The following is a 26,061-nucleotide window of genomic DNA, read 5'->3' as shown; positions in this document are numbered from 1 at the left end:
GCTCGCTTCAATATCCATGATCTGGAGCTTTGAGACCATGCACGATCGGCGCCTCTGCACACGTAGACCTCATCCTTTCGCTATGGGTAGGCCGCCGTTCCGCGGTGCATTGAGTCGGCGGACCTTGCTCTCGGGCCTGGCGGCGCTCGCTGCCGCCGGCTTTGCCATGCCCGTGCGTGCCGACGACATGTCAGCCGAGATGATCCTGAACGACCCGGAGGCGCCGGTCGGCGGCAACCCGAACGGCGACCTGACGATCGTCTCGTTCTTTGACTATAACTGTCCTTTCTGCAAGCGCACCGTCGAGCCGCTGAATACGGTGCTGGAATCGGACGGCAATGTGCGTCACGTCTACAAGGACTGGCCGATCCTCGCGCAGTCTTCGGTCTATGGCGCAAAGCTGGCGTTGGCGGCCGGGTATCAGAACCGCTACGAGGAAGCCTATCTGGCGTTGATGGGTATCGAAGGGTCGCGGGTGCCAGAAGAGCAGATGCGACAGGCATTGGAAGGTGCCGGCTTCGACACGGCGGGTCTCGAGACCGAAGCCAACCGCCGCGACGCCGAGATCACCGCCTTGCTTCAGCGCAATAACGCGCAGGCCGAGGGGCTCGGTCTGCGTGGCACGCCCGTGTTTCTGATCGGTCGGTTTCTCGTCGCCTCCGCCCTCGACGAGGACGGCTTCCGCCAGGTTGTCGCAGACGCTCGCGAAGCGTCTTGATGCATCCCGATCGCGATCATCCGAGTAATTTCATGTCCTCAATGCCCATACTCCGCCTCCTTGCTGGCCTGTTCTTCGTCTTCCTGTCGCTGCCCGCCGCGGCGCAACAGGAGGATCTCCTGCAAGCCGAGGAAGCCTTCCGTTTCTCGGTTGAGCGGAATGCGGATCAGCAGATCCAACTCCGGTGGGAAATCGAGGAAGGCTATTACCTCTATCGCGATCATCTGGAAGCGAAGGATGCCGCGACCGGCGAGCCGATCCCGCTGTCGACTGGACCGGGCGTCGTGGAGACAGAGGATGCCAACTTCGGTCCTTCGGAGGTCTATTATCTTGAAGCGGTGGCACGTCTCGGCACTGAAGCGCCCGGGCAGGTCGCAGTCACCTATCAGGGCTGCAAGAAGGATTCGATCTGCTATCCGCCGCTGACCCTGACGGTCAACACGGCAAACCTTCAGGTTTCCGAACCCGTTGTCGGCTTTGGCATAGGTCCAACTCCGGCCGCCCCTGCCGGAGGGACGGGAAACGGCGGCTTCAGCCTGGCTGAGGACACGCAGGACGGCGGCATGGTCGGCTCGCTTCTCGCCAGCGGCGGTGCGATCTGGGTGATCGTGAGTTTCCTCGCCTTCGGGCTGTTGCTCGCCTTCACGCCCTGCGTGCTGCCCATGTATCCGATCCTGAGCGCGACCCTGGCGCGCGAGGGCGAGGCATTGACGGCCCGGCGCGGCTTCATCCTGTCTTTGGCCTATGTGCTGGCAATGGCCGCAGCGTTTGGCCTGCTTGGCGTGGTTGCCGCGTGGTCCGGCCAAAACCTCCAGATGGTGCTGCAATCGCCCTACGCCATTGGCGCCGTCGCAGCGCTGTTCGTCGTGCTGGCGACGGCGATGTTCGGCCTGTTCGAACTGCAACTGCCGACCACCTGGGTCAGCCGGATGGCAGGGGTACAGGCCGGCACGCGCGGCTCGGTGGGCGGAGCCGCCGGAATGGGCTTCCTTTCCGCGCTGATCGTCGGTCCCTGCGTCACCGCGCCGCTCGCCGCGGCACTTCTCTATATCGCACATACGGGCGATGCCTGGATCGGCGCGAGTGCGCTGTTTGCCCTCGGGCTCGGCCAAGGCATTCCGCTGATCGCCTTTGGCACGATGGGGAGCCGCGCTCTGCCGCGTGCGGGGGCGTGGATGGTGCAGGTCAAATACGCGTTCGGCTTCGTCTTTCTCGGCGCGGCGATCTGGATGGTCTCCCGAATCCTGCCGCCGCAAGTGACGCTGGCGCTTTGGGCGGGCCTCCTCTTGATTGTTGCGGTCTTCATCGGCGTCGCTGATCGGCTCCTGGCCGATGCGGGTGCCTGGCCACGTTTCCGCAAAGCCGCCGGACTTGGGGTTTCCCTCGGCGGCGTCATCCTGGCGATCGGGGCGGCGTCGGGCGGGACCGACCCGCTACGTCCGCTCGCCCACTTCGTCATGACCGGTTCGGGCCAGCAGATCGCCCAGTCCGAGATGACATTCATCGAGGCAAACTCGACGCCGCAGGTCGAGCAAGCGATTGCCTCTGCCAACGGACGTCCGACATTGGTCTATTTCACGGCCGACTGGTGCGTCATCTGCAAGACGATCGAACGCGACGTCTTTTCGAGCACGGAAATCGTTGCCGCACTGAACGACTTCCAGCGTGTCAAGGTGGATCTGACCGGACTGGATGAGGCCAGTCAGGGTCTGATGCGCGATCTTGCTGTGGTCGGCCCACCGACCATGATCTTCTTCAACCGAAATGCCTCGGAGGCAAACGGCTCCCGCCTCATCGGCGATGTGACAACCGATACGTTGCTGACATCGGTCTCTCAGGCGAGGCAGTGAGATGAACGCAGTCGCCATCGGGCCTTTCGTCTTCGCACCCGACCGCTTCGCCGCGATCCTCGCCATCGCCGCCTTTCTCCTGCTGAGCGAGATCCTCGCCCGCAAGGTCGATCAGCGCTTTTCGTCCTGGGCCTGGGGCGCGACCGTCGCTTTCGTGGTCGGCGCGCGCGTCGGGCACGTCATCCAGCACGCGAGCAGTTTCCTCGCCGAGCCGCTGCGCGTATTCTACATGTGGCAGGGCGGCTTCATGATCGAAGCCGGCATTGCGCTGGCGTTCGCCTACACGTTCTTTCGCTTCCGGCGCGAATTGCGGCTCACATTGTGGACGGCCCTGCCGAGCGCCGCTGCGGCCTATGTCGCGTTCTTCGTACTGCAGCTCAGCGCCGGCGTGCCGGCGACACCGCTGCCGACCGGAGACATCTACCGCACGCTGGCCGGAGAACGGTTCAATCCAAGTGAACTCGAAGGTCAACCTGTGGTCATCAACCTGTGGGCGACGTGGTGCCCGCCCTGCCGCCGTGAAATGCCGATGATGGCGGACGTTGCCGCAAATACGGACGCTGCCGAACTTGTCTTCGTCAACCAAGGTGAAGGCCAGGAGATCATTCAGCGCTACCTCACAGCCGAGAATCTTGAGCTTGAGCATGTGGTGCTCGACGGACTCGGTGAGTTCGGTCGTCATTACGAGGTACCGGGCCTGCCGGCTACGTTGTTCCTCAAGAGCGACGGGACGCTGCAATCGGTACACATGGGCGAGATCTCAAGAGAAGACCTCGTGAGCGGCATTCAAGGTCTCGAATAGCCGCCGCAGGTCCGGCACGGCTGGCTTTTGCTGACGACCGTGACGAAGCTGCGACCATCCTCATGATGTTTTGTCATGCAATCCTCATTGAGCCTGCCATTCTCGGACGCTATTGGGCAAGGCAACAGGTCTTAGGGCCTTTGATCGAGACGAGCCTTAATTGTCTCCATCTGCTCGATCTCGCTGCGCTGGGCTGCGATGATTTCTTCGCAAAGCGTCAGCAATTCAGCATCGCGCAGGTCTGCTTCCCGGCACATGAGGATCGCGCCCGAGTGGTGCGGGATCATCGAATCGATGAACTGCCCGTCACCGATCAGGGTTTGGCTTCGTGTGGCTGCGAATGAGGCGATCGTCAAGACGAGGAAGACGGCGTAGAGGGTGATATTGAGCCCTTTTCGCGGAAACATGCCGGGCATCGTTGCCAGCATGAAGATGCCCATCGGCGCCCACATGGTCACGGCCATGTAGAACATGTTGAGATTGTTTCGGAAATCTTGAAATCCGTCGATCATCGAGAACATGACGACGTACATGACGATCAGGCCGAGCGCCATGTTGATCCAGAACATCAGGTAGGGACGTCCTTCGCCGTGATCGGCGTGTTCGTGCTTGCCATTATGGGACGATTGGGTCATCTCGTGGCTCCTTGGTTTTCGCTTAATGTCCGAGACCGATGCCCATGGGCTTGAGTAGCATCCAGATCGCCATTCCGACCATCATCAGGTTCTCCGTCAGCGAGACGAAGCCGAGCGGAACGTTGCTGTCACCGCCAACGCAGGCGCATTTGAGTTCGCGCTTGTCGATATAGACCGCCTTGAAGACCGATACGGCTCCGACAGTGCCGATGAAGAGGGCAACGGGGATCGACAGCCACATCAGCGCGCCGGCCATCATCAGGATGCCCGCCAGCGCTTCGGCGAACGGATAGACGTAGGAGTAGCGCACCCAGCGCTGGGCGAACAGATCGTAGTTGAGGAACATGGTAGCGAAGCTTTCCACGTCCTTGAGCTTCTGCAGGGCGAGCAGACACATGGCGATGGCAATGAACCATTCTGCCGCCGCAACGGTCGCAAGGGTACCGAACGCGGCCCAACTCGTCGCTAGCGCCATCAACGCAGCCATCGCGAACAACGCGATCACCGGCGTATAGGTGGTGGCGTCCTTGTCCTTTACCTCCTTGCCGAAGAAGGCGAGAAGATCGTCGTAGCCGCCGATGCGATTGCCGCCGATAAAGGTCTGCGGTGTGGTGTCGACGCCGTGCGTTTTCTTGAAAGCATCGATCTCGGCGCGCGACGTCAGCTCATGATCGTTGACCTCGTAGCCCTGCCGTTTCAGGAGGTCGAGCGATTTGAGACCGTAGGGACAGGTATGTTCGTGGGTCACCATCCTGTGCAGGTCGGCGCGTTTTGCGGTGGAAGTGGCCATGTCGTCAGTCCTTCGATTTCAGAGTTTTGCTTTTGCGAACACCTCGACCAACTCGCTGAATTTGCGGCGTTGCGCGTCCGCATCACCTGCCGCTATCGCTTCCTCGACACAGCAAGCGGCGTGGGTCTTGAGGATTTCGGTCTCGACCTTGGCCAGCGCCGCCTTGATGGCGTGGATCTGATGCAGGATATCGATGCAGTAACGGTCATCGGCCACCATCTGGCTGACCCCTCGCACCTGTCCTTCGATTCGCTTGAGCCTCGCGCGGAGGGCTTTGTTGTCCTTCTGGCACATGGCCGTAAAATACCCCGTATGGGTATATTTAAGGTTCGAGAGCCATCTTGGTTCCCTCCGATCAAAAAATCTCGCCGGCGCTTTCTGTCTGCTTTGCACCATTGTCGCGATCATCAGTGGGGTTGACCTTCCAATGGTTGGAACCCTCATCTTGGAGGGCCAAACGAAGGAGATGGACATGAAGATCAGAGCCGAGAATCTGATCGCCGCAGTTGGAGAGCTTCGGGTCGGGTTGCTTGCGGTCAGGGATCTGGCCGATACGCTGTTATCCCTGGTCGAGGCCCGCGGACGCATCACCATTTTCGAAACAGGGTTCCAGACGTGGTTCAGCGTCCACGCGAGCCGTTTGCCTTGACCGAAGGCGCACCGATGGGGCGCTTGTCGCCTTCGCGGTGGCAACCGTCCTCGTGCTGATGACCGGCAAAGGAAAAGGGCGGAATTGATCCGCCCTTCACCGTCTCATTGGCTGCGCTTGGCCAGCCATTCCTGCATCTGCGCGATTTCCGCCTCCTGGGCGGAGATGACCTCCTCAGCAAGTGCTCGCACCTCGGGGTCTGATCCGTGTTCGAGAACGACACGAGCCATGTCGATGGCGCCCTGGTGATGGGGGATCATGCCGCGCATGAAATCCTCATCCGCATCGCCCGTAAACTCGATCGCCATATCGGCATGCATCTTGTCGTTGACTTGCTGGTAGGCGCGAATGACAGGGTTATCCGAAGGCGCGGTGGCGCCGTGTCCGGCATGTTCGCCGTGATTCATGGTCGCTCCTTGGCCTTGCTCGTCCATCTGAGACTGTGCGTAGGCGAGTCCGCCAGCAATGACGAACGCGCCGGCAATGAAGATCGGGGTGAGCTTGTTCATGACACAGCTCCTGGTCAGTTTACAGTTGCAGGATAGCCGGCTTCTTCGAGAACCTGCTGAATAGCCCCCGCACTAGCAGTCGTCTCAACCTTGACCGCCCGCGCCTCCGGATTCGTCTCCACCCTGGCGGTGGGGTCGACTGACTGGATCGCCTTGGTGACGGATTTTGCGCAGCCACCGCAGGTCATGTTCTCGATTCTGAGTTCCATGAGAATTCTCCTTGTTTGGTCTCACGTTGCCAAATGTGGGGCTTCCAACCATGGGAAGGTCAATGGCGATTTTTCTCTGTTTGTCCTCTTGACCTTCCCATGGTTGGAAACCCCATCTTCTGTCCGAACTGGAATTTCGGGACAAAAAAGGAGGCGGCTATGAATGCCCCCGTTCGAGCAACAGACCTGTCTGGAACGATATCACTCCCCATTGAGGGGATGACCTGTGCATCCTGCGTAGGTCGTGTCGAAAGAGCCCTCAAGGCCGTGCCTGGCGTCGCCGATGCGGTCGTCAATCTGGCGACCGAAAAGGCGAGCATCACCACGAACGCTGCGGTCGATCCTGCCACTCTCGTCAAGGCCGTGGAGGATGTAGGCTATGAGGTTGCGGCAAGCTTCTCCGCGCCGACGGCAGCCTCGCTTGAAGTGGCGATCGAGGGCATGACCTGCGCATCCTGCGTGGGACGCGTCGAAAAGGCGCTCAAGGCCGTACCCGGCGTCACTAATGCCGTCGTCAACCTCGCGACCGAGAAGGCCACGATCCAGGGCAGCGCCGATGCGGCGGATTTGGTGGCTGCCATCGAGGGCGCGGGATACGACGCCAGGGTGATCGCCACGGCGGCAGGAACCAGCCAGGGCGAGACGGATGATCGTACCGAAAAGAAGGAAGCGGAACGTCGTGAACTGACCCGCGATTTCACCATCGCGGCGGTGCTGACGGTGCCTGTCTTCATCCTGGAGATGGGCTCACACGTCATTCCGGGCATGCATGACCTGATCGCTTCAACCATCGGCATGCAGACGAACTGGTATATCCAGTTCGTGTTGACGACCATCGTCCTGTTCGTTCCGGGTATCCGCTTTTACGACAAGGGGCTGCCCGCCCTGTGGCGGCTCGCCCCCGACATGAACTCGCTGGTCGCGGTCGGCACGCTCGCCGCCTATGGCTATTCGCTGGTCGCGACCTTCGCGCCCGGTTTCCTGCCTGCCGGAACGGTGAACGTCTATTTCGAGGCTGCCGCCGTCATCGTGACGCTGATCCTGCTCGGCCGTTTGCTGGAGGCTCGTGCCAAGGGACGCACCTCCGAGGCGATCAAGCGTCTCGTCGGCCTTCAGGCCAAGATGGCGCGCGTGCGCAGGGACGGCAAGACGATCGAACTGCCGATCGACGCCGTGCTGTCGGGAGACATCGTCGAGGTTCGTCCCGGCGATCGCATCCCGGTGGATGGCGAGGTCATCGAAGGCCAGAGCTATGTCGACGAATCGATGATCACGGGCGAACCGATCCCGGTGTCCAAAACGAATGGCAGCGAGGTCGTGGCCGGAACGGTGAACCAGAAGGGCGCCTTTGCCATCCGTGCGACGGCGGTCGGCGGCAACACGGTGCTGTCGCAGATCATCCGCATGGTCGAGGAAGCGCAAGGCTCAAAGCTACCGATCCAGGCGCTGGTCGACAAGGTCACGATGTATTTTGTGCCGGCGGTGTTTGCGGTAGCGATCCTCACCTTCGCCGCATGGATGTGGTTCGGCCCGTCGCCCGCGCTGACCTTCGCTCTGGTCAATGCCGTCGCCGTCCTGATCATCGCCTGCCCCTGCGCCATGGGTCTGGCGACGCCGACCTCGATCATGGTGGGCACGGGCCGCGGTGCGGAACTGGGCGTGCTCTTCCGCAAGGGCGAAGCGTTGCAGCTGCTCAAGGACGCCAGGGTCGTCGCCGTCGACAAGACGGGCACACTGACCGAAGGCAAGCCTGCGCTCACCGATCTGGAACTGGCCATCGGATTCAACCGGGCAAATGTCCTCGGTTTGGTTGCGGCCGTCGAAGCGAAGTCGGAGCATCCGATCGCCCGTGCGATCGTGGATGCGGCCGCCGGGGAGGACATCCCGCTGCCGGCCGTGTCGGACTTCGAGTCGGTGACGGGTTTCGGCGTCAAGGCCATGGTCGGCGGCAGCCAAGTCGAAATTGGCGCTGACCGCTACATGGCAGACCTCGGCCACGACGTAGCTGCCTTCGCCAAGATTGCCGAACGTCTCGGCAATGAGGGCAAGTCACCGCTCTATGCCGCCATCGACGGCAAGCTCGCGGCGATTATCGCCGTGGCCGATCCGATCAAGGAGACGACGCCCGCAGCGATCAAGGCGCTGCACGATCTCGGCCTCAAGGTCGCGATGATCACCGGCGACAATGCCCGCACGGCAAAAGCCATCGCGGCTCGGCTGGGGATCGACGAGGTGGTGGCGGAAGTGCTGCCGGACGGCAAGGTCGACGCTGTACGCCGCCTCAAAGCCCAGCATGGCAAGGTCGCTTTCGTCGGCGATGGCATCAACGACGCTCCGGCGCTGGCCGAAGCGGATGTGGGCCTTGCCATCGGCACGGGTACGGACATTGCCATCGAGGCAGCCGACGTGGTGCTGATGTCGGGCAGCCTGCAAGGCGTGCCGAACGCGATCGCACTGTCCAAGGCGACGATCGGCAACATCCGGCAGAACCTGTTCTGGGCCTTTGCCTACAACACGGCTCTGATCCCCGTTGCCGCCGGTCTGCTCTATCCGGCCTACGGCATCCTGCTGTCGCCGGTCTTTGCCGCCGGCGCGATGGCCCTGTCGAGCGTCTTCGTCCTCGGCAACGCGCTGAGGCTCAAGACCTTCCGCGCGCCCGCGCAGGCGGAAAGCGGCGCAGTCCGGCCCCGTCAGCCTGAACTTGCGCCTGCGGAATGAGAAACAGGCGAGCCTGCTTCGGCAGGCTCGCCACATGTAAAGGAATGAAGCGATGACCAATACGGGAACTCCGTCAGTGGTGCTGTATACCACGCCAACCTGCCCCGATTGCCATGCCGTCAAGCGATGGCTTGCTGACCAGGGTGTCCCATTCGAAGAGCGTGACCTGTCAGATCCGCAGATCGCCGAAGAGGCGAAAGCGCAGACCGGCGTGCGCGTTGCCCCGATCACGATTGTCAACGAACAGGTCTTCTATGGCACCTTTGCTGACCAGAAACCTCGTCTGGCGGAAGCCCTGTCATCGGGCGCCGCCTGAGGGAGATTGTCATGGGAAGACAAATCGAAATTCGGCAGGCGGGGCGCATCATCGACGTGCCGGATGGCCGAACCATTCTGGAGAGAGCGCTAGAAGAAGGGATCGCATATCCTCATGGATGCCGTTCGGGCCGCTGCGGCTCGTGCAAGTCCCGACTGGTCAGCGGCGAGGTCGATCTTCTGCCGCACACGCGCTTTGCCCTGACGGACGATGAGCGGTCTCAGGGACTGATCCTTGCATGCCGCGCGCAGCCGCTCACGGATTGCACGGTCGCATGGCTCGATGAGGAGGAAGAACAGCTTGATCTTCCCGTCCGCACCTATCGCACGCGGGTTGTCGCGATCGATGACGCAACCCACGACATCCGGCAAATCAGGCTGGAGGTCGAAACGGGAGAGGCCGTCGCGTTCAAGGCGGGCCAGTATGCGCAGGTGACGTTCGATGGCGTTCCGGCGCGCGACTATTCGATGGCGAACCAGCCGGGTCGAGACCATCTCGAATTCCACATCAGGCATGTGCCCGGTGGAGCGACGAGCGAACACGTCGCCAGGTCACTCAAGGTCGGCGACGAGGTTTCGGTTCGCGGGCCGCTCGGCAGTTCGTTTCTGCGCGAACAGCATACGGGTCCAATTCTGGCGGTCGCCGGCGGATCGGGACTGGCGCCGATCAAGTCGATTGTCGAAACGGCGCTGGCAAGCGGCCTGCGGCAGCCGATCCATCTCTATTTCGGGGCACGGACGGAACGTGATCTCTATCTCGTCGATCATTTCAGTCTTCTGGCGAGCACCTACGACAACCTCACCTTCATGCCCGTGCTTTCGGAGGTGAGCCGATCCGATCACTTCCGAACCGGCCTGGTAACGGATGCGATCGTGAGTGACGTGCAGGACCTCAATGGCTGGAAGGCATATATGGCCGGACCGCCTGCCATGATCGATGCTTCCGGCATCATGCTTCGCGAACTGGGCTTGCGCGGCGAGGACATACATGCGGACGTGTTTTTTACGCCCGAAGAAGCGCCTACATAAGTCGAAGAAAGGAACCAGCGATGAACATCGGTAAAGCAGCGGCGGCATCAGGCGTCTCGGCGAAGATGATCCGCTACTACGAATCGATCGGATTGATCGCGGAAGCGTCGCGGACGGATAGCGGATACCGGGATTACTCCGATAAGGACGTGCATACGTTGCGTTTTATCAGGCGTGCGCGCGATCTCGGTTTCTCGGTCGAGAAAATGACGGAACTGCTTGCGCTCTGGCGAGACCGAGACCGGGCGAGCGCGGACGTCAAGCGCGTGGCGCTCGAGCATGTCGAAGAACTTGAACGGAAGGCGCGTGAACTCAGGGAGATGAGCATGACGCTCAAGCACCTTGCCGAGAACTGCCGGGGCAATGCCCGGCCGGACTGCCCGATCATCGATGAGTTGGCGACGACTGATGACCCTGAGACCAGCCCCACACACACCCGCGATCGTTCCGGCGCGACAGGGAACAGGTTCGAGCACACGAGGCCCGTCGTGTCGGCGAAGGCGGAAAGAAGCGGTCACGGTGCCAGGGAGCAATAGCCATGACGCTTGCCGGCGAAATCCTGCACCTGTTCAAACGGGCATGTTCGGACGGCGACATGGAAGTTGCCGAGAAGCTATTGCAGGCTCTTGAACTGATTGATGCGCGAGGGCTCGGCGTCGCAGCTTCGCACAAGCCGTTGTCTCAAGCTTATCTGGCTATCGGAGAACTTCCTGTGCCTCCGAAAAAATGTCAGCGGCATCACTAGGACATCATCCGTTCAATGAGGCCCAAGGATGGATGAGCCGGAAACGGGACGGGTCAATGCCGACTTCGCAGGTCAACAACTGCCCGCGTAGGCGGGACTCCGAAACTCAGCGGCGGCGGGAGACCTCCTCCTGATATCCGCGCTCTCGTTCCGGCCAAGTACTCTTAATAAAAGCGAGGACAGCCCGGATCTCGCCGTCGCTCAGGGCATCGGCAAAACCAGGCATGTCGCTCTCATAGCTCCCTCCGACGATGGCCGCTGTACCCTCCTTGACGATGCGGAACAGCATCTCATCGGCATGGTGCCAGGTGTGGCCGCTCTCGTCGTGCGGCGGTGCGGGCAGCCGACCGGAGGGAGGCGGCGAGCGCCAGTCCGGCTGCCCTTCGAGATTCGCACCGTGGCAAGACGCGCATTGATCCGCATAGACTTGTCGGCCCTGCTCGACGACCTCCGCTGATGCCGCAGCGATGGATTCGGAACGGGCGTAATGCCACCCAGCCAATGTCGCCACGATCGCACCTGCGAGGAGCGACCCTGCCCAGAATGTATTTAGGAGCTTCTTTCGCATGGCACGCATGTTCAGTAACGAGGAATTGCAACGCACGAGATGGCAAGGAGGATTTGCCAGTGGTGCGACACCATTTGCAATAGACATTCCGGTGAGTAGTACCTATCGTTCCAGTATGTTTGCGCGCGTTGTCTCCATGCTTGCCATAATCGGCGTCGCCGTCATGACGATGGCATTCTCCGCGCACGCGGCACGAATGAGCATACCGCCGGAACAGGCTGTGCATGTGGGCGAGATTACAAACTCTGCAGCCGGCATTGAGCCTGCATGCACCAGCAAACACTGCGGATCGGCAGACATGGATGCGGGAACCTGTGAACTGGTTTGTGCAGGTTTTTCAATCTTTCTCGTATCACCGAGCGGTGGTTCTGGAAACCAATACACGTCAACCGCCTATGTTCTGCCGCCTGATGCCAGCATTCCCGGTCGGGCGCTCGGACTGAACGAACGCCCTCCGAAGATCCGTCTCCTCTGATCGCGCCCGGGCATTCGGCCCGCGGCCTTCCGACAGCTTTGAGGAACGGGACTGCGGTCCCGAGGAGACGACCATGAATACCCTTTCACGACGCGGCTTTCTCGCCGCTGGCGCGGCCATGCTGGCCTACGCTCAGGTGCCCCGGATGGCGGCAGCGCAGGACGCCACGCCGCTATCGCTTCGCGCCGCCAGCCGCACGCTCGACATCGACGGACGCGCCGCCACTGTCTGGGGCCTTGCCGGGCCATCCGGACAGGGCCTGACACTCGATCCCGGCATGCCGTTCCGGGTGGATCTAACGAACGAACTCGACACCGCCACACTGATCCACTGGCACGGCCAGATCCCGCCCAATGCGCAGGATGGCGTGCCCGACATGCCCTTGCCGATGCTCGCCCCCGGCGAGACTCGCGCCTATGACTTCGCACCGCTGCCCGGCACCTATTGGATGCACGCGCATGTTCCGCTGCACGAGATGCGCCTTCTGGCCGCGCCCCTGATCGTGCGCAGCGCCGAGGATGTCGCCGCTGACCGGCAGGAGGTGGTACTGTTTCTGCATGATTTCTCATTCAAGGCACCCGAAGAGGTGATGGCGGAGATCAAGTCCGGCCATGGTGCCACGGGCAATCACGGAAGCGGCACAGGCACAGGCACGGGCGGAATGTCAGGTATGAACCACGGCGCGATGGGAAACATGCCGATGACTGGCATGGATCACGGCGCCAAGGGCGGCATGATGGGAATGGGGACCATGGACGGCATGACGATGGACCTCAACGACTACGACTGGGACGCCTATCTTGCCAATGATCGTACGCTCTCGGACCCGGAAGTGGTGCAGGTCGAGCGCGGCGGGCGTATCCGCCTGCGGGTCATCAACGCCGCTGCGGCGACGGTGTTCTGGCTCGACACCGGCGAAGCGCAGGCCCGGCTCGTCGCGGTTGATGGCCATGCCGTTCAGCCGCTCTCCGGCACGAGGTTCGGTCTGGCCATGGGCCAACGGCTCGACCTTGAGATCGACCTGCCTTCGGAGGGCGGTGCCTGGCCGATCCTCGCGCTGCGAGAAGGCGCGCGGGAGCGCACCGGTCTGATCCTTGCCACTCCGGGCGCCGAGATACGGCACATTGATGCTTTGGCAGAGACCGAAGCACCGGCCTTTGACACCGACCTTGCGCAGGAGACGCGCCTGATCGCTTCCGAATCCTTGCCGGAGCGGCCGGTGGACCGCAGCCACATGGTGATGCTGGGCGGCTCGATGCAGCCCTATGTGTGGACGATCAACGGTGCCGTCTGGGGCCAGCATCGCCCGGTTACCGCGAGGCGCGGCGAACGGATCGTGCTGTCCTTCCACAATATGTCGATGATGGGTCACCCGATGCATCTCCACGGCCATGTGTTCCAGGTCGTCGGGCTGAATGGACGTGCGGTCACGGGCGCGCAGCGGGACACGGTGTATGTGCCGCCGATGTCGATGGTCGACGTGGCACTCGATGCCGGAGAAGCCGCGCGCTGGATGCTGCATTGCCATCACATGCCGCATCTTGAAACAGGCATGATGACCGAATTCGCGGTCAGCGCATAGGCAGCGTGCTGGCAGGAGGACGCCGGCACCGGCGTCCTCCTGTGCAACAAGGAGGTGAACCCTATGTCAATGTCTCACGGCGGTCATGCCGGCCACATGCCGGCGAGTGGTGATCGCAAAGCGCTCGTCATTTCGGGCTGGCTTACCGGCCTTTACTTCATCGTGGAACTCGGGATCGGCATCTGGACGGGCTCAGTCGCCGTCATGTCGGATGCCTTCCACACCTTCTCGGCCGTGGGCGGCGTGCTCATTGCGCTGGTCGCCATGCGTCTGGGTGAGCGAAAATCCAGCCCCTCGCGCACCTTCGGCTACATTCGGGCGGAGATCCTGGGGGCCCTCTTCAACGGCCTCTTCCTCGTCGCCATGGCTCTCTACGTGCTGTGGATGGGCGCGATGCGCCTCATGGAGCCCATCGAACTGGCCACGACGCCGATGTTGATCGCCGCAGCGGGCGGCATCGCCACCGAGCTTGTCGCGCTCTGGCTCATGTACGAGCGCCAGAAGGACAACCTGAATATGCGGGGTGCGTATTGGCACATCCTGCAGACCTTCGTCGGCAGCTTCCTCATCATCGTCTCGGCGCTGGTGATCCGATTCACGGGCTTTGTGGCCATCGATCCGCTGCTTGGCATGGCCTTCGGACTGCTGCTGCTCTGGGCTTCCTGGGGTATTATGCGCGAGGCATTGCACATCCTGCTGCAAGGCACGCCCGAAGACCTCGACTTGGAGGCCGCCATCGAGGCCATACGGCAGCTAGAGGGGGTTACCGACGTGCACCACGTCCATGCCTGGAGTCTGACATCCGGGCGCAATGTATTCTCAAGCCACGTCTGCGTTGGGGACTTTCAGGAAGGCGAACGGGTGCTGCGACAAGCAAGCAATCTCCTGCGCGAGCGTTTCAACATCTACTTCTCGACGTTGCAGATCGAGGAATACTGCCTCGACGGCGAGGACTCTGCGGCCGAGATTGACATCATGCAGTCTCAGACGGGGCAAGAACGGACCAGCATCGGAAAGATCCACGACAATCACTGATTGGCAGGAACCCCGGATTCCGATCACCTCTTGACCTTCCAACGGTTGGAAGGCGCAGAATAGGCGAAGAGCAAGCTTAGGATAAGACGCCGAGGAGGCGTGAAAATGGCCAGCAAGACCGAACACGATCACCAGAATCAGAGTCACGCTCATTCCGCCCAAGGTCATGCGCATGATCACGGGGCCGTCGCGCAGGACGACACGCACAAGGTCAAGGACCCGGTCTGCGGCATGATTGTCGATCCCCACACGGCCCAGCACAAGGCCGAGCATGCGGGCCGGCCCTATTATTTCTGCTCGGCCGGGTGCCGCGCGAAGTTCCTGGCCGAGCCCGAAAGCTATCTCGATCCGGCGGCGGCGGAGGTAGTACCGATTCTCGAGGGGACGGTCTATACCTGCCCGATGCATCCTGAGATCCGGCAGGACGGCCCCGGATCATGCCCGATCTGCGGCATGGCGCTGGAGCCGGTACTGGTCAGCCTTGAGGCCGAGCCCAATGTCGAACTGATCGACATGACACGCCGCTTCTGGATCGGCCTCGTTCTGGCGATCCCGGTGTTCATTCTCGAGATGGGCGGGCATCTGTTCGGGCTGACTCATGCCATCGGGCAGCAGGTCTCGAACTGGCTGCAACTGATCCTCGCAACGCCGGTCGTTCTCTGGGCGGGCTGGCCGTTCTTCCAGCGTGGCTGGCAGTCGCTCGTCAACCGCAGCCTCAACATGTTTACACTGATCGCCATGGGCACGGGAACGGCGTGGATATACAGCGTCGTCGCCACGCTGGCGCCGGGCATCTTCCCAGATGCATTCCGCCAGCATGACGGCTCGGTCGCGGTCTATTTCGAGGCGGCCGCGGTCATCACTGTGCTCGTGCTGCTCGGGCAGGTGTTGGAATTGCGGGCGCGCGAGAGCACCAGCGGCGCGATCCGGGCGCTGCTCGACCTCGCCCCCAAGACCGCCCGGATCATTCGTGACGACGGCACCGAGGAGGAGGTTCAACTCGACACCGTTCGGGTCGGCGACCGCCTGCGGGTGCGTCCCGGCGAGAAGGTGCCGGTCGATGGCGAAGTTCTGGAAGGACGCAGCGCCGTCGATGAATCGATGGTGACTGGCGAGTCGATGCCGGTCACCAAGGAGGTCGGCGCCACCGCCATCGGCGGCACCATGAACCAGTCCGGCGCGCTGGTGATCGAGGCGAAGAAGGTCGGCCGCGACACCATGCTGTCGCAGATCGTCCAGCTCGTCGCCGAGGCGCAGCGTAGTCGCGCGCCGATCCAGCGCCTCGCCGATCAGGTGTCGGGCTGGTTCGTGCCGGCGGTGATCGTGGTCGCAATCCTTGCCTTCATAACCTGGTCGATCTGGGGTCCGGAGCCGCGCTTCTCCTTCGGTCTGATCGCGGCGGTTTCCGTGCTGATCATCGCCTGTCCCTGTGCGCTCGGGCTGGCAACGCCGATGTCGATCATGGTCGGCGTCGGGCGTGGCGCACAGGCGGGCGTGCTGATCAAGAACGCCGAGGCGCTGGAGCATATGGAGAAGGTCGATACCATCATAGTCGACAAGACCGGTACGCTGACCGAGGGACGACCCGCCGTCACCGCAATCGTGCCGGCGCCGGGGTTCACCGAGGACGAGGCTTTGCGGCTTGCCGCCAGCGTGGAGCGGGCCAGCGAGCATCCGCTGGCGCTGGCCATCGTTCGCGCTGCCGAGGAGCGGGGGATCGTGACCGCACCGGTCGCGGATTTCGACTCGCCGACCGGCAAAGGCGCCTACGGCACGGTCGAAGGCAAGCGCATTCCCCTTGGAAATGCCAAGTTCCTAGCCGAGCAAGGCGTTGATGTCGCCCCACTGGCGGATGAGGCCGACCGGCTGCGCGAGGACGGGGCAACCGCGATCTTCATGGGAGTGGACAACCGCATCGCTGCCATCTTCGCCATCGCCGATCCGGTCAAGCCCTCGACGCCCGAGGCGCTTGCCGCGCTGAAGGCGCAGGGAATCCGCGTTGTCATGCTTACGGGTGATAACTGGACCACGGCCAAGGCGGTCGCCCGCCGGCTCGGCATCGACGAGGTCGAGGCCGAGGTCCTGCCCGACCAGAAAAGCGCGGTCGTGCAGCGTCACAAGGCGGCAGGCGAGGTGGTGGCGATGGCAGGCGACGGCGTGAACGACGCACCGGCGCTGGCGGCGGCCGATGTGGGCATCGCCATGGGCACCGGTACCGATGTGGCAATGGAAAGCGCAGGCGTCACATTGCTCAAGGGCGATCTCACGGGCATCGTCCGCGCGCGCCGGCTCTCGGAGGCTGTCATGCGCAACATCCGCCAGAACCTATTCTTCGCCTTCATTTACAACGCGCTCGGCGTGCCGGTGGCGGCCGGGGTGCTCTACCCGTTCTTCGACATCCTGCTGTCGCCGATCATCGCGGCCGCCGCCATGGCGCTGTCGTCGGTGAGCGTCATCGCGAACGCCTCCCGGCTGCGGGTCACGAGATTGTAGGAGGCTGACGTGGGCGAAGGTCCTCCATCTGGAAAAATTGGTGACGATGGTGGCGCCAACAGCCCGGATACCGTCCCATCCTTGCGCTAAGTCAAAGTCTGCGGCGAAGGGGGCCGCTATGAGTATCTTTGCGACGGAAGGGCAGAACAGGCCATGATGCAATGTCATGATGTCGGGCGGGATGATGTGGGGCATCGTTCTTCTGGTGCTCGTGCTCCTTACCGCCGCCGCTTTGATCAAATACGTATTTTTCCGGTGATCCAGCTTTGACGAAGTTGCGGCCCAGATGGAGGAACTGAGATGCAAACCATCCATATGATCAGCAGGCGCTCCTTCCTCGCCAGCGCCACCGCGTTCCCCCTCCTGCTCTCAACGGCGGGAACGGTTCGCTCGGCAGGACTGCCTCTGGTGACCGTCACCAAGGATACGAATTGCGGGTGCTGCGGCGCATGGGTCGAGCATATCGAGGCGGCCGGCTTCCCGGTGAGCGTCGTGGAATCGAGCGAGGTCGAAAGCCTCAAGCAGCGGCTCGGCGTCCCGGCGGCGTTGTACTCCTGCCATACGGCCGAAGTGGACGGCTATGTCATCGAAGGACATGTGCCGGCCGCCGCGCTTCGCCGCCTCCTGGCCGCGCGCCCGCTCGCGACAGGGCTTGCGGTTCCCGGAATGCCCGCCGGCTCCCCCGGCATGGACTTTCCCGGCGTGGTCCCCGAGCCATACGAGGTGTTCCTGTTCGGCCCTTCCGTCCAGAAAACCTTCGGGCGTTTCCGCGGCGCGCGGGAGATCTGAGTGGAACGGTGCTCATGATCCATCCGGTCGCCATCAGTCCGATCCAGAACCGGGCCTGCGGGGCAGACCCTGCCTTTGTCAGGAGCTCTGGTTGCCTGGGCTCGGATACTGACGGCCGCAAGGATGTCATCTGGTGCGTGGCAACTCTCCATCCCGACCTCGACAAAGAAGCCAAGCCATGAGCAGGAGCTCGACTGCGGCTTTCGGATCGAAAGGCGACTGGCTCCGCCAGTTCCTGACAGGCCTGCTGCTGCTTGCGTTCAGCGCTTTTGTTTTCCTGGCAGCGGCGCATGCCAGCCCGGGCACACACGGCTCGTATCAGGATCAGACCGTTGCGGGTGCACAGCATGAGGCCCATTCGAATTACTCCGACGACCGAAGCAAGGCTGCGGACGAACGATGCTGTCACACTGAAACGGCGCCGGACCGCGATTGCGGCCAGCTCTGCACCATTGTTGCCCTGCTACCCGAGGCGCCGCCTGTGATGCCATCCTCGGACGGCGAGCCATTGCTCGGTTTCCAGGCCAGCGATCTGGGCCGAAATCCTTCAGTCCTCCTGACACCACCGCGTCTGACCGCCCCTGCGTAGTGAACGCATCGGCCGGGAGGTGTTCTTCTCGGCACTCAAGCAGCAAACAGTCAGACGAAGCCACGGTAGGCGCGCGTCCAGAAATTAGACGCGGCTCTCCGGTGCCAAAGGATGAACCATGACGTACCGAACAATAGTTGCCCTTTCTGCCAGTCTCTTGATGGGAGTCTCCGGCGCTGCTCTGGCGCAGCAGGCAGAGCATGACGCCCATCACCCTCAGACGCCGCAGGCCCAGGAGGAACGGGCCCCTGCCTCCATGTCCACTTCAGGACAGATGCCTTCGATGCAGGACATGCCGAAGGAATGCCGGGCCATGATGGAGACCATGCCCCAAGCGTGCATGGACGCCATGCAGCAGATGATGCAGGGCGGCATGATGCACGGTGGGATGGCCGCTCCCCAAGGCGGAGAGTCGGCTCCAGCCGACGCCGATGTCGCCGACTTCACCAAGGCCTATGTCGATGCGATGGAGGAGATGCACGGTCCGATGATGGAGGGCGTCATGGCCGAGGACCCGGACGTCGCTTTCATCCGGGGCATGATCCCGCACCATCAGGGTGCGGTCGACATGGCGAAGATCGTGCAGCGATACGGAGATGACCCGCAGACAAGAGAGTGGGCGTCTCAGATCATTGAAGCACAGGAACGTGAGATCGCCGAAATGCAGGCGTGGCTGGACAGGAATGCCGGCCAGCAGCCTGCCGGCTTGGTCGAGACAGGCGGAACCGTGTACTCCGCCAACGAGGGCGACAATTCGATCAGCGCCATCGAACTCGGCACGGGTTCGGTCGAGACGGTGCAGATCGGAGTCTCACCGCACAATGTCGATCGGACACCGGACGGGAGGCTGTTGCTCGCCGTCGGGAGCGCTGCCTCCGATCACGCTCACGGATCGGATGACCAGGGACATGCCGATGCCGGCAACGGGCTTCTGGTGGTGCTCGATCCGCAGCAGCTGTCACAACCCGTCGGCACTGTAGAAGTCGGTGCGCATCCGGCGCATGTCGTCGCCGATCGTAGCGGCCGCGCCTATGTTTCGCTGTCCGGCGGGAACGAGATTGCGGTCGTTGATCTCGCAGCGGCTTCGGTGATCGAGCACATCACGACCGGAGCCTATCCGCACGGGCTGCGCCTCAACCCGGATGAGAGCGAGCTCTATGTGGCCAATGTCGAGGACGGCTCGGTCTCCGTCATCGACACGCAGGAGCTGACCGAGGTTGCGCGCATTCCGGTGGGCGCAGCGCCTGTTCAGGTCGGGTTCACGCCCTCGGGCGATCAGGTCTACGTCTCTCTTCGAGACGAGAACCGGGTGGCCGTCATCGACACCGCATCCCGCGAGGTGACGAACAGGATCGACGTCGGGCCGAACCCGATCCAGATGTTCGCCACCCCGGATGGAGCCTACGTCTATGTGGCCAATCAGGGCACCGAGGCGGAACCGAACGACACGGTCTCCGTGATCGAGATTGAGTCCGGAAACGTGATCGAGACGATCACCACCGGGAGCGGCGCCCACGGCGTCTCGGCATCGGCTGACGGGGCATTCGTGTTCGTAACGAACATTGCCGATGACAGCGTTTCGATCATCGACGTGGCGAGCCAGGAAGTGCTCAAGACCGTGCCGGTCGGCGATCGCCCGAACGGCATAGTCTACGCCGGATCGAACCAGTAAGCAGCGCGGCGCCGGAGCGAAACAGCTCTGGCGCCAGACTTGAGAATTGAGAATAGCTATTGGCGTCGATGAGCAGAGCCGGCGTGCATGACGAACTTCGAGGCAGCACGGCATTGGTTGCAGACATCGGAACTGATCTTGTCGCATATGCCGCCCTTTTCGTAAGCGCGTTCACGTCGGCGACCCTCCTACCAGGGTCGTCCGAGGCAGCGCTCCTGACTCTTCTAACAATGGGACAGGCCAACCTCGTCACCCTAGTGGGCGTCGCAACGGCAGGAAATGTGCTCGGCTCCTTGGTGAACTGGGCGCTGGGCAGGTTCCTCTCAGGGTTTCGAGACCATCGCTGGTTTCCGATTGACGACAGGTCATTTAGCCGTGCATCAGATTGGTACGGACGTTATGGCGTGTGGTCTCTACTCTTGTCCTGGCTGCCGATTATCGGCGATCCGCTGACAGTTGTGGCAGGAGCACTGCGAGTTGACCTTTCTCGTTTTCTCATATTCGTGTCGATCGGCAAAGCGGCACGCTATCTCTTTGTCGCCGGCGCATTTCTCTGGTGGAGCGGTTCTTGAGTGTACTTGCACGTCGAGTCGAGCTGTTGAGAATGGCGGAGACGAAGGGGCGCAGCCGAGCCGCCACCGCGCCCAGAAGCCTCACGCGGCCGCCGACTGGTCCTTGCGTTCGGCCGGATAGCCTGCCTCGGTTAAGGCGGCGGGGAGTACCTGCTCGTCCACCTTCGTGGTGACCGTCACTTCGCGGGTGGGTGGATTGGTGGTGACATCAGCCGCCGGATCGACGCTCAGAAGCGCGTTGTTGACCCGGCGCGCGCAGCCGCCGCAAGTCATGTCGGGAGCAGTGAATCGGAACATGCGAACTCTCCTCTGTTGGGCGTTCACGGACAAATCTGGTCCTTGCCACGTTGGCAAGGTCAAGGGTCAACGAGGAAAAATGATATCGCGGCCAAGGCGGCCTTGACCTTCCCATTGTTGGAAGCCCCATCTGGGGTGCAATGGATCAGGAAGGAAGCATGTCAAGACGAACCTTGTTCCGGCGAATTTGCTGCTAGGACCGTCTGACCGCCGCCCGTTCCTGCCGCGCCAGGCCGCTCGGCCCGTCCGTGAACGACGAATCTGGTCATGTCATGGCCAGCTAGACCACTGATCGCCATTGCCTGATCGGCGCTTCTCGCATGCAAAATGTGGGCGATGTGCAGCTCATCGGCTTATAGATCAAGTTTCAGCGGATTTGGGAAGCAATTTGTTCTTGACCTTCCAGCCGTTGGAAGGATTAGGGGTCTGCGACATCTGAACGCCCCATGAAAAATAACAGGAACTCCGGATGTCTACGCTCTCCCCCCAAACGCCGAAGCCTCCGGTGGCTTCGTCACCTGCAAGCACGACATTGCCGCTGGCCGTCATTGCGACGGCTCAGCTCATGGTGGTGCTTGACGATACCATCGCGAACATCGCCCTGCCGACACTCCAGAACGAACTCGGAATGTCGGCTGCGAGCCTGCCTTGGGTGATCAACGCCTACGTTCTCGCCTTTGGTGGACTGCTGCTGTTCGGCGGCAGGTTGGGCGATATCTATGGCCGGCGGCGCATGCTGCAGGCGGGCATGGCGATCTTCACCATTGCTTCCCTGTTCGTCGGGCTTGCCCAGGACAGCATGAGCATAATCGCGTCACGCGGTCTACAGGGCGTGGGTGCGGCGCTGACGGCCCCCAATGCTCTTGCCTTGATCGCGACGACCTTCCCCGAAGGCAAGGCGCGCAACGGAGCGATGGCCGTTTACGGAGCAATGTCCGGCCTTGGTATCATCGCCGGGCTGATCCTCGGCGGGCTGCTGACGGGGCTGCTGGGCTGGCGCTGGGCCTTCTTCATCAACATTCCCATCGGCCTGGCTGTGCTGGCGGGGTCAAGAACGCTTGTCGAGGCGGAACTGCACAAAGGCCGCCCGGACTTCACCGGCGCGCTCACCAGCATTGTGGGCATGGCCGCGCTCGTCTATGGGATCACCCGTGGCGGCGAACATGGCTGGACGGACAGCATCACGCTCGCCTCGTTCGCTACCGCCGCGATCCTGCTGCCGCTGTTCCTGATCTTGCAGTCGCGCAGCAAAGACCCGCTTCTGCCGCCACGTCTGTTCAAGGAGCGCAACCGGGCGGGTTCCTACCTCGCCATGCTGCTGCTGGGCTTCGGTCCGATGGGGATGATCTATCTGCTGACGCTCTATTTGCAGCACATCCTCGGCTACAGCCCGATCATGACCGCGCTGGCGTTCCTGCCATTCGGTGCGGGTATTATCGTTGGGGCCATTGTCAGTTCCAAGCTTGTCACGCGGTTTGCGCCGCGCGAGGTGGCAGCGCCCGCCGCACTAATAGGCGGCGCTGCCTTGTTCTGGCTCGCCAATATCGGACAGGAACTCAACTATATGTGGCACTTCATGCCCGCGGCCTTCCTCACCGCTTTCGGTTTCGTGGGGGCCGTGATTGCACTGGCGCTGACCGCCGTCAAAGGCGTGCAGACACAGGAGACGGGCATCGCATCGGCGCTCTTCAACGCCTCGCAACAGATCGGCGTCGCCTTGGGGCTGGCCGTCCTTTCGACCATCGCAGTCTCTGCCACGGCTGGCAGGTTGCCGGGTGCACTCGCCGCCCTCTATCGCGGGCGGGAGACGGGTGACGCCGGGCTAGTGAGATCGGCCAGCGATGCGCTGATCCACGGTTATGGTCTTGCGCTTGCGGGAGCTGGAGCTGCCCTCGTGATTGCCGCAGTCATTGCCGCGGTTCTGGTCAACGCTAAGAGGGGACAGGTTTCTACCGGCACGATCGCTGTCCATTGACAGGATAGTCATTAAGCCTACGGCGCGGTTCCGTGGCGCGCTACCCGCCGTAGGCCTTGCGCAGACGCCTGCTTGGACGAATTGCAAGCGGAGCGGTTGACATACAACATATGAACACATATTCATGTGTTGTATGTCAACCGCATGAGCCCTGAAATGTCCCATTCACACAGCCATGGTCATTCTCATGATGACCATTCCCATGATCACTCCCATGCGCCGACCGTCACGAGCGATAATGAGCGCAAGGTCCTTCTCTCGTTCTTCCTGATCCTCACGTTCATGATCGTGGAGGTGATCGGCGGTCTGATCTCAGGATCGCTGGCGCTGCTCGCCGACGCTGGACATATGCTGAGCGACGCGGCTGCGCTGGCGCTAGCTTATGCCGCCTTTCGGTTCGGACGGCGGGCGGCAGACTCCAAGCGGACCTTTGGCTATCTGCGTTTCGAGGTCCTTGCCGGTTTTATCAACGCAATCACGCTATTCGCGATCGTCGTCTGGATTGTCTATGAAGCCTGGCAGCGCTTTCAGGAACCGCATGTTATCCTCGCGGGTCCGATGCTTGGCGTCGCCATTGCGGGGCTCCTCATCAATATTCTCGTGTTCTGGATTCTGACGCGCGGAGATACCGAGCACGTGAACATCAAGGGTGCCATCCTTCATGTGTTGGGCGACCTCCTCGGCTCTGTGGCAGCGGTTTCAGCCGCCATCGTGATCATGTACACGGGTTGGACGCTGATCGATCCTATCCTCTCGGTGTTTGTCTCCCTGCTGATCCTGCGCGCCGCGTGGAATCTCCTCGGCAAGTCGATACATATCCTGCTTGAAGGTGCGCCAGATAACGCGACGCCCGAGAAGATCGAACGCCATCTTGTCGAGAACATCGCTGACGTGGCGTCGGTGAGCCACATCCATGTCTGGTCGATCACGTCCGGGCGGACCTTGGCCACCCTACATGTGCGGCCGAAAGCCGATGTCGATGCTCGCTCGGTGATGCGCGCGGTCGAGCGTGAGTTGAAGTCACAGTTTAAGATCGAACATCCGACCATCGCCATCGACTGGAATGACGATGCGGACGCGTGCAGCCTGTCGCAAGCCTCTGCCTTGACGGGGCACGCGCATGGGGATCGACACGACCATGATGGGCATCACCACAACCATGGGCCTGAGCATGTCCACAGCAAGCAGGAGCATGAACGTTGAAGCAAGCCCCGTCCCTGTCGCAGAACGACGTAACCGTACTGGCAGAGACTTTTCGCCTGCTGGGCGATCCTACACGGCTGAGAATTCTGCTCTTTTGCCTGCCGGGTCCAAAGTCCGTCGGCGACATTGTTGAGAGCCTGGGACTGTCGCAGACACTGGTTAGCCACCATTTACGCCTGCTCAGAGGTGCACGGCTCGTCAGGGGGGAGCGTCGGTCAAAGCAGGTTTTCTACGAAGTGGCAGACAGTCACGTGAGCGACATGCTGATCGACATGGCAACCCACATCGACGAGGAGCACTTTGATGACTGACAAACAAGGCTTCTTGGCGATGTGATGCCTGTACCGCTGAAGAGCGGGCCGCTAATGCGTTCGTTGAAGCAGGCAGCAGCACTTATCGCCGACACGGCAATCTTCACGCTGCGGTTAAGACCGGGACTTAAGCAATTTCGGTCTTGACCTTCCAATGGTTGGAGGCTGCACGATCTTGCTTGATACCCGTTTCGTCAATGCAAGGCGGCAGAAATGAAGGACCAAGCGAAGAACCGTTCGTCCGTCGACAAATTATTCGGCTCGCTGATCGCGGAAGGGTACGTTTATGCAGATGATGCCGCGGACCTCGATGATGGTGCCGACATACGGATTCGTTTGGGCTTTCTCCAGACATTGATGTTGGCGACCAGAAGCAAGGTGGCCGCATAATGCGGAAAGGGGTCAAGTGTTCGGATAAAGTCGAGCTTCGCCATCTCCGCTATTTCGTGGCTGTGGTCGAGCATGGCAGCTTTCGCAAAGCAGGAGCTGCGGTTGGACGGTCGCAAGCTGCAATCAGTCGGTCCATTGCCAAGCTGGAAGACGAGATTGGCGCCTCCTTGTTTCACCGGCATACATGGGGCGTATCGCAAACCTATGCCGGCCAGCGATTCCTCGTACACGCCCGCAGGGTCATCAGGACTGTTGGAGAAGGCGCTCGAGAGGTTGCCTCCGCAGGTCGTTCTGAAAAGGGACGTGTCCGGATCGGTATTTATTCCTCGATCGCTTCCGGCTTTTTGGCGGAGTTGCTGGAAGTTTACGGCAGGCGACATAGCGCGGTGAGAATCGAAGTGGCTGACGGGAACCCCGCAGAGCATGTCGCAGCGATCCGGCAACTCAATCTCGACGTCGCCTTCATCACTGGAACACGAGACTGGCCGGATTGCGAACGCGTCCTCTTGTGGTCGGAGCGTGTGTTCGTGGTCTTGCCTGACCATCATGCCTTAGCCAACAGGGAGGAAGTCGTATGGCGCGATCTGGCCGACGAGTCCTTTATCGTCAGCGAGACTGCTCCGGGACAGGAAATTTACGATCATCTGGTGCGGCGGCTGGCGGATCTCGGCAGGCATCCCGAGATCCAGGTGCAATATGTCGGTCGGGATAATCTGGTGCCGCTTGTCGCCCTCGGCCGAGGGCTGACTTTGGTGAGCGAAGCCATCACCGTCGCACAATTTCCGGGTGTGGTTTACCGACCGATCCTCGGCGAGGTTCTGCCCTTTTCGGCCGTCTGGTCGGCGAGCAACGACAATCCCGCCTTCCGTCGCTTTCTCAGTCTGGCGAAAGCAATGGCCGTCAGACCTGCGACTTCGGAGACAGGACGGAGCGCCGTGCTTTCGTGAACCCCCTGTCAGTGGCGATAAAGCGCTCCAACATTGGCACGATCAGCCTGACAGGATCAGCGGCGGGTTGGCCGGTCTCGCGGGCCAGCACCTCGGCATAGGTCGCAAGATCGCGATGAAGCGGCCCCGGCAGCTCTACCGTAACCTTGACGGGCTTGTCCTCGACGATGGGACCGAGTTTCAGTTTTGTCATG

General features: G+C 61.8%; 30 protein-coding genes. 22 read left to right on the top strand and 8 right to left on the bottom strand.

What is annotated here, in order from left to right:
• Window positions 1-109 precede the first annotated feature (109 nt).
• From J9800_RS21535 to J9800_RS21525, 3 genes are read left to right on the top strand one after another with little or no spacing between them, the layout of a single operon-like run.
• Window positions 110-718 carry a DsbA family protein gene (locus J9800_RS21535; RefSeq protein ID WP_037092232.1) on the top strand — a complete coding sequence of 203 codons (609 nt, stop codon included), beginning with the start codon at window positions 110-112 and terminating at the stop codon, window positions 716-718.
• A 32-nt stretch (window positions 719-750) separates the two neighbouring features.
• Entirely contained in the window at window positions 751-2,568 is a 1,818-nt protein-coding gene (gene dsbD / locus J9800_RS21530) for a protein-disulfide reductase DsbD (protein WP_034658536.1), read from the top strand.
• A gap of 1 nt (window position 2,569) precedes the next feature.
• A complete protein-coding gene (locus tag J9800_RS21525) occupies window positions 2,570-3,370 on the top strand; it encodes a TlpA disulfide reductase family protein (RefSeq protein WP_210845928.1) in 801 nt (266 codons plus the stop codon).
• A 131-nt stretch (window positions 3,371-3,501) separates the two neighbouring features.
• On the opposite strand, the gene J9800_RS21520 is transcribed toward J9800_RS21525, so the two are convergent.
• The 3 genes from J9800_RS21520 to J9800_RS21510 are packed head-to-tail and all read right to left on the bottom strand — an operon-like array spanning window position 3,502 to window position 5,089.
• Entirely contained in the window at window positions 3,502-4,005 is a 504-nt protein-coding gene (locus J9800_RS21520) for a DUF305 domain-containing protein (protein ID WP_012092688.1), read from the bottom strand.
• 22 nt (window positions 4,006-4,027) lie between these two features.
• Entirely contained in the window at window positions 4,028-4,795 is a 768-nt protein-coding gene (locus J9800_RS21515) for a glutaredoxin family protein (protein WP_012092687.1), read from the bottom strand.
• A gap of 18 nt (window positions 4,796-4,813) precedes the next feature.
• Complete coding sequence (locus J9800_RS21510; protein ID WP_028034411.1) at window positions 4,814-5,089, bottom strand: metal-sensitive transcriptional regulator; 276 nt, start codon at window positions 5,087-5,089, stop codon at window positions 4,814-4,816.
• Between the two features lie 178 nt (window positions 5,090-5,267).
• On the opposite strand from J9800_RS21510, the gene J9800_RS21505 reads away from it, so the two are divergent.
• On the top strand, window positions 5,268-5,444 hold the full coding sequence (locus tag J9800_RS21505) for a hypothetical protein (RefSeq protein WP_156122387.1): 177 nt from the start codon (window positions 5,268-5,270) through the stop codon (window positions 5,442-5,444).
• Between the two features lie 104 nt (window positions 5,445-5,548).
• Here the strand turns inward: J9800_RS21505 and copM (J9800_RS21500) are convergent, their stop codons facing one another.
• Both copM (J9800_RS21500) and J9800_RS21495 read right to left on the bottom strand, forming a co-directional pair.
• Window positions 5,549-5,953: a CopM family metallochaperone gene (copM, locus tag J9800_RS21500; RefSeq protein WP_012092685.1), complete on the bottom strand. Its 405-nt coding sequence runs from the start codon at window positions 5,951-5,953 to the stop codon at window positions 5,549-5,551.
• 14 nt (window positions 5,954-5,967) lie between these two features.
• Complete coding sequence (locus J9800_RS21495; RefSeq protein WP_012092684.1) at window positions 5,968-6,162, bottom strand: heavy-metal-associated domain-containing protein; 195 nt, start codon at window positions 6,160-6,162, stop codon at window positions 5,968-5,970.
• A 159-nt stretch (window positions 6,163-6,321) separates the two neighbouring features.
• On the opposite strand from J9800_RS21495, the gene J9800_RS21490 reads away from it, so the two are divergent.
• From J9800_RS21490 to J9800_RS21470, 5 genes are read left to right on the top strand one after another with little or no spacing between them, the layout of a single operon-like run.
• The gene (locus J9800_RS21490) at window positions 6,322-8,880 is read left to right on the top strand and encodes a heavy metal translocating P-type ATPase (RefSeq protein ID WP_012092683.1); all 2,559 of its coding nucleotides are present in this window, start codon (window positions 6,322-6,324) and stop codon (window positions 8,878-8,880) included.
• Between the two features lie 52 nt (window positions 8,881-8,932).
• Entirely contained in the window at window positions 8,933-9,196 is a 264-nt protein-coding gene (locus J9800_RS21485; RefSeq protein WP_210845927.1) for a glutaredoxin family protein, read from the top strand.
• An 11-nt stretch (window positions 9,197-9,207) separates the two neighbouring features.
• Complete coding sequence (locus J9800_RS21480; RefSeq protein WP_012092681.1) at window positions 9,208-10,224, top strand: 2Fe-2S iron-sulfur cluster-binding protein; 1,017 nt, start codon at window positions 9,208-9,210, stop codon at window positions 10,222-10,224.
• Between the two features lie 20 nt (window positions 10,225-10,244).
• Window positions 10,245-10,760, top strand: a complete 516-nt coding sequence (gene cueR / locus J9800_RS21475; protein WP_012092680.1) for a Cu(I)-responsive transcriptional regulator — start codon at window positions 10,245-10,247, stop codon at window positions 10,758-10,760.
• A 2-nt stretch (window positions 10,761-10,762) separates the two neighbouring features.
• Window positions 10,763-10,969, top strand: coding sequence for a hypothetical protein (locus J9800_RS21470; RefSeq protein ID WP_028034408.1), 207 nt, complete (start codon window positions 10,763-10,765; stop codon window positions 10,967-10,969).
• A 106-nt stretch (window positions 10,970-11,075) separates the two neighbouring features.
• On the opposite strand, the gene J9800_RS21465 is transcribed toward J9800_RS21470, so the two are convergent.
• Window positions 11,076-11,480, bottom strand: coding sequence for a c-type cytochrome (locus tag J9800_RS21465; protein ID WP_244471115.1), 405 nt, complete (start codon window positions 11,478-11,480; stop codon window positions 11,076-11,078).
• A 55-nt stretch (window positions 11,481-11,535) separates the two neighbouring features.
• Between J9800_RS21465 and J9800_RS21460 the strand changes: the two genes are divergently transcribed.
• The 8 genes from J9800_RS21460 to J9800_RS21425 all read left to right on the top strand — a co-directional run bounded on the left by J9800_RS21460 (window position 11,536) and on the right by J9800_RS21425 (window position 20,744).
• Window positions 11,536-12,012 (top strand): hypothetical protein, encoded by a 477-nt coding sequence (locus J9800_RS21460; protein WP_197057541.1) that lies wholly within the window; start codon window positions 11,536-11,538, stop codon window positions 12,010-12,012.
• A 73-nt stretch (window positions 12,013-12,085) separates the two neighbouring features.
• Complete coding sequence (locus tag J9800_RS21455) at window positions 12,086-13,594, top strand: multicopper oxidase family protein (RefSeq protein ID WP_012092678.1); 1,509 nt, start codon at window positions 12,086-12,088, stop codon at window positions 13,592-13,594.
• 63 nt (window positions 13,595-13,657) lie between these two features.
• Window positions 13,658-14,629: a cation diffusion facilitator family transporter gene (locus J9800_RS21450; RefSeq protein WP_012092677.1), complete on the top strand. Its 972-nt coding sequence runs from the start codon at window positions 13,658-13,660 to the stop codon at window positions 14,627-14,629.
• 105 nt (window positions 14,630-14,734) lie between these two features.
• Window positions 14,735-17,122 (top strand): heavy metal translocating P-type ATPase, encoded by a 2,388-nt coding sequence (locus J9800_RS21445; protein WP_012092676.1) that lies wholly within the window; start codon window positions 14,735-14,737, stop codon window positions 17,120-17,122.
• A gap of 300 nt (window positions 17,123-17,422) precedes the next feature.
• Window positions 17,423-17,911 (top strand): DUF411 domain-containing protein, encoded by a 489-nt coding sequence (locus J9800_RS21440; RefSeq protein WP_012092675.1) that lies wholly within the window; start codon window positions 17,423-17,425, stop codon window positions 17,909-17,911.
• 178 nt (window positions 17,912-18,089) lie between these two features.
• A complete protein-coding gene (locus J9800_RS21435) occupies window positions 18,090-18,500 on the top strand; it encodes a hypothetical protein (protein ID WP_028034404.1) in 411 nt (136 codons plus the stop codon).
• A 118-nt stretch (window positions 18,501-18,618) separates the two neighbouring features.
• Window positions 18,619-20,172 (top strand): CopM family metallochaperone, encoded by a 1,554-nt coding sequence (gene copM / locus J9800_RS21430; protein ID WP_151665536.1) that lies wholly within the window; start codon window positions 18,619-18,621, stop codon window positions 20,170-20,172.
• 83 nt (window positions 20,173-20,255) lie between these two features.
• Complete coding sequence (locus J9800_RS21425; protein ID WP_231771508.1) at window positions 20,256-20,744, top strand: YqaA family protein; 489 nt, start codon at window positions 20,256-20,258, stop codon at window positions 20,742-20,744.
• An 81-nt stretch (window positions 20,745-20,825) separates the two neighbouring features.
• Here the strand turns inward: J9800_RS21425 and J9800_RS21420 are convergent, their stop codons facing one another.
• Window positions 20,826-21,041, bottom strand: coding sequence for a heavy-metal-associated domain-containing protein (locus tag J9800_RS21420; RefSeq protein WP_012092671.1), 216 nt, complete (start codon window positions 21,039-21,041; stop codon window positions 20,826-20,828).
• Window positions 21,042-21,510: 469 nt separating this feature from the next.
• On the opposite strand from J9800_RS21420, the gene J9800_RS22150 reads away from it, so the two are divergent.
• The 5 genes from J9800_RS22150 to J9800_RS21395 all read left to right on the top strand — a co-directional run bounded on the left by J9800_RS22150 (window position 21,511) and on the right by J9800_RS21395 (window position 25,867).
• The gene (locus tag J9800_RS22150; protein WP_012092670.1) at window positions 21,511-23,016 is read left to right on the top strand and encodes an MFS transporter; all 1,506 of its coding nucleotides are present in this window, start codon (window positions 21,511-21,513) and stop codon (window positions 23,014-23,016) included.
• Between the two features lie 156 nt (window positions 23,017-23,172).
• Window positions 23,173-24,219, top strand: a complete 1,047-nt coding sequence (locus J9800_RS21410; RefSeq protein WP_040128397.1) for a cation diffusion facilitator family transporter — start codon at window positions 23,173-23,175, stop codon at window positions 24,217-24,219.
• Entirely contained in the window at window positions 24,216-24,530 is a 315-nt protein-coding gene (locus tag J9800_RS21405) for an ArsR/SmtB family transcription factor (RefSeq protein WP_012092668.1), read from the top strand. Before J9800_RS21410 ends, J9800_RS21405 begins: the two co-directional genes overlap by 4 nt.
• A gap of 213 nt (window positions 24,531-24,743) precedes the next feature.
• Entirely contained in the window at window positions 24,744-24,920 is a 177-nt protein-coding gene (locus J9800_RS21400; RefSeq protein ID WP_012092667.1) for a hypothetical protein, read from the top strand.
• Window positions 24,920-25,867, top strand: coding sequence for a LysR family transcriptional regulator (locus J9800_RS21395; RefSeq protein ID WP_012092666.1), 948 nt, complete (start codon window positions 24,920-24,922; stop codon window positions 25,865-25,867). Before J9800_RS21400 ends, J9800_RS21395 begins: the two co-directional genes overlap by 1 nt.
• Here J9800_RS21395 and J9800_RS21390 read toward each other — a convergent pair.
• Window positions 25,821-26,060 (bottom strand): DUF2274 domain-containing protein, encoded by a 240-nt coding sequence (locus J9800_RS21390; RefSeq protein ID WP_012092665.1) that lies wholly within the window; start codon window positions 26,058-26,060, stop codon window positions 25,821-25,823. The two genes, J9800_RS21395 and J9800_RS21390, sit on opposite strands and share 47 nt — an antisense overlap.
• Window position 26,061 lies beyond the last annotated feature (1 nt).

The organism is Ochrobactrum sp. AP1BH01-1 (genome assembly GCF_018066705.1).
Lineage (GTDB): Bacteria > Pseudomonadota > Alphaproteobacteria > Rhizobiales > Rhizobiaceae > Brucella.
Note: the sequence above shows the minus strand (reverse complement) of the source record. Positions and strands in the feature narration are given on the sequence as shown.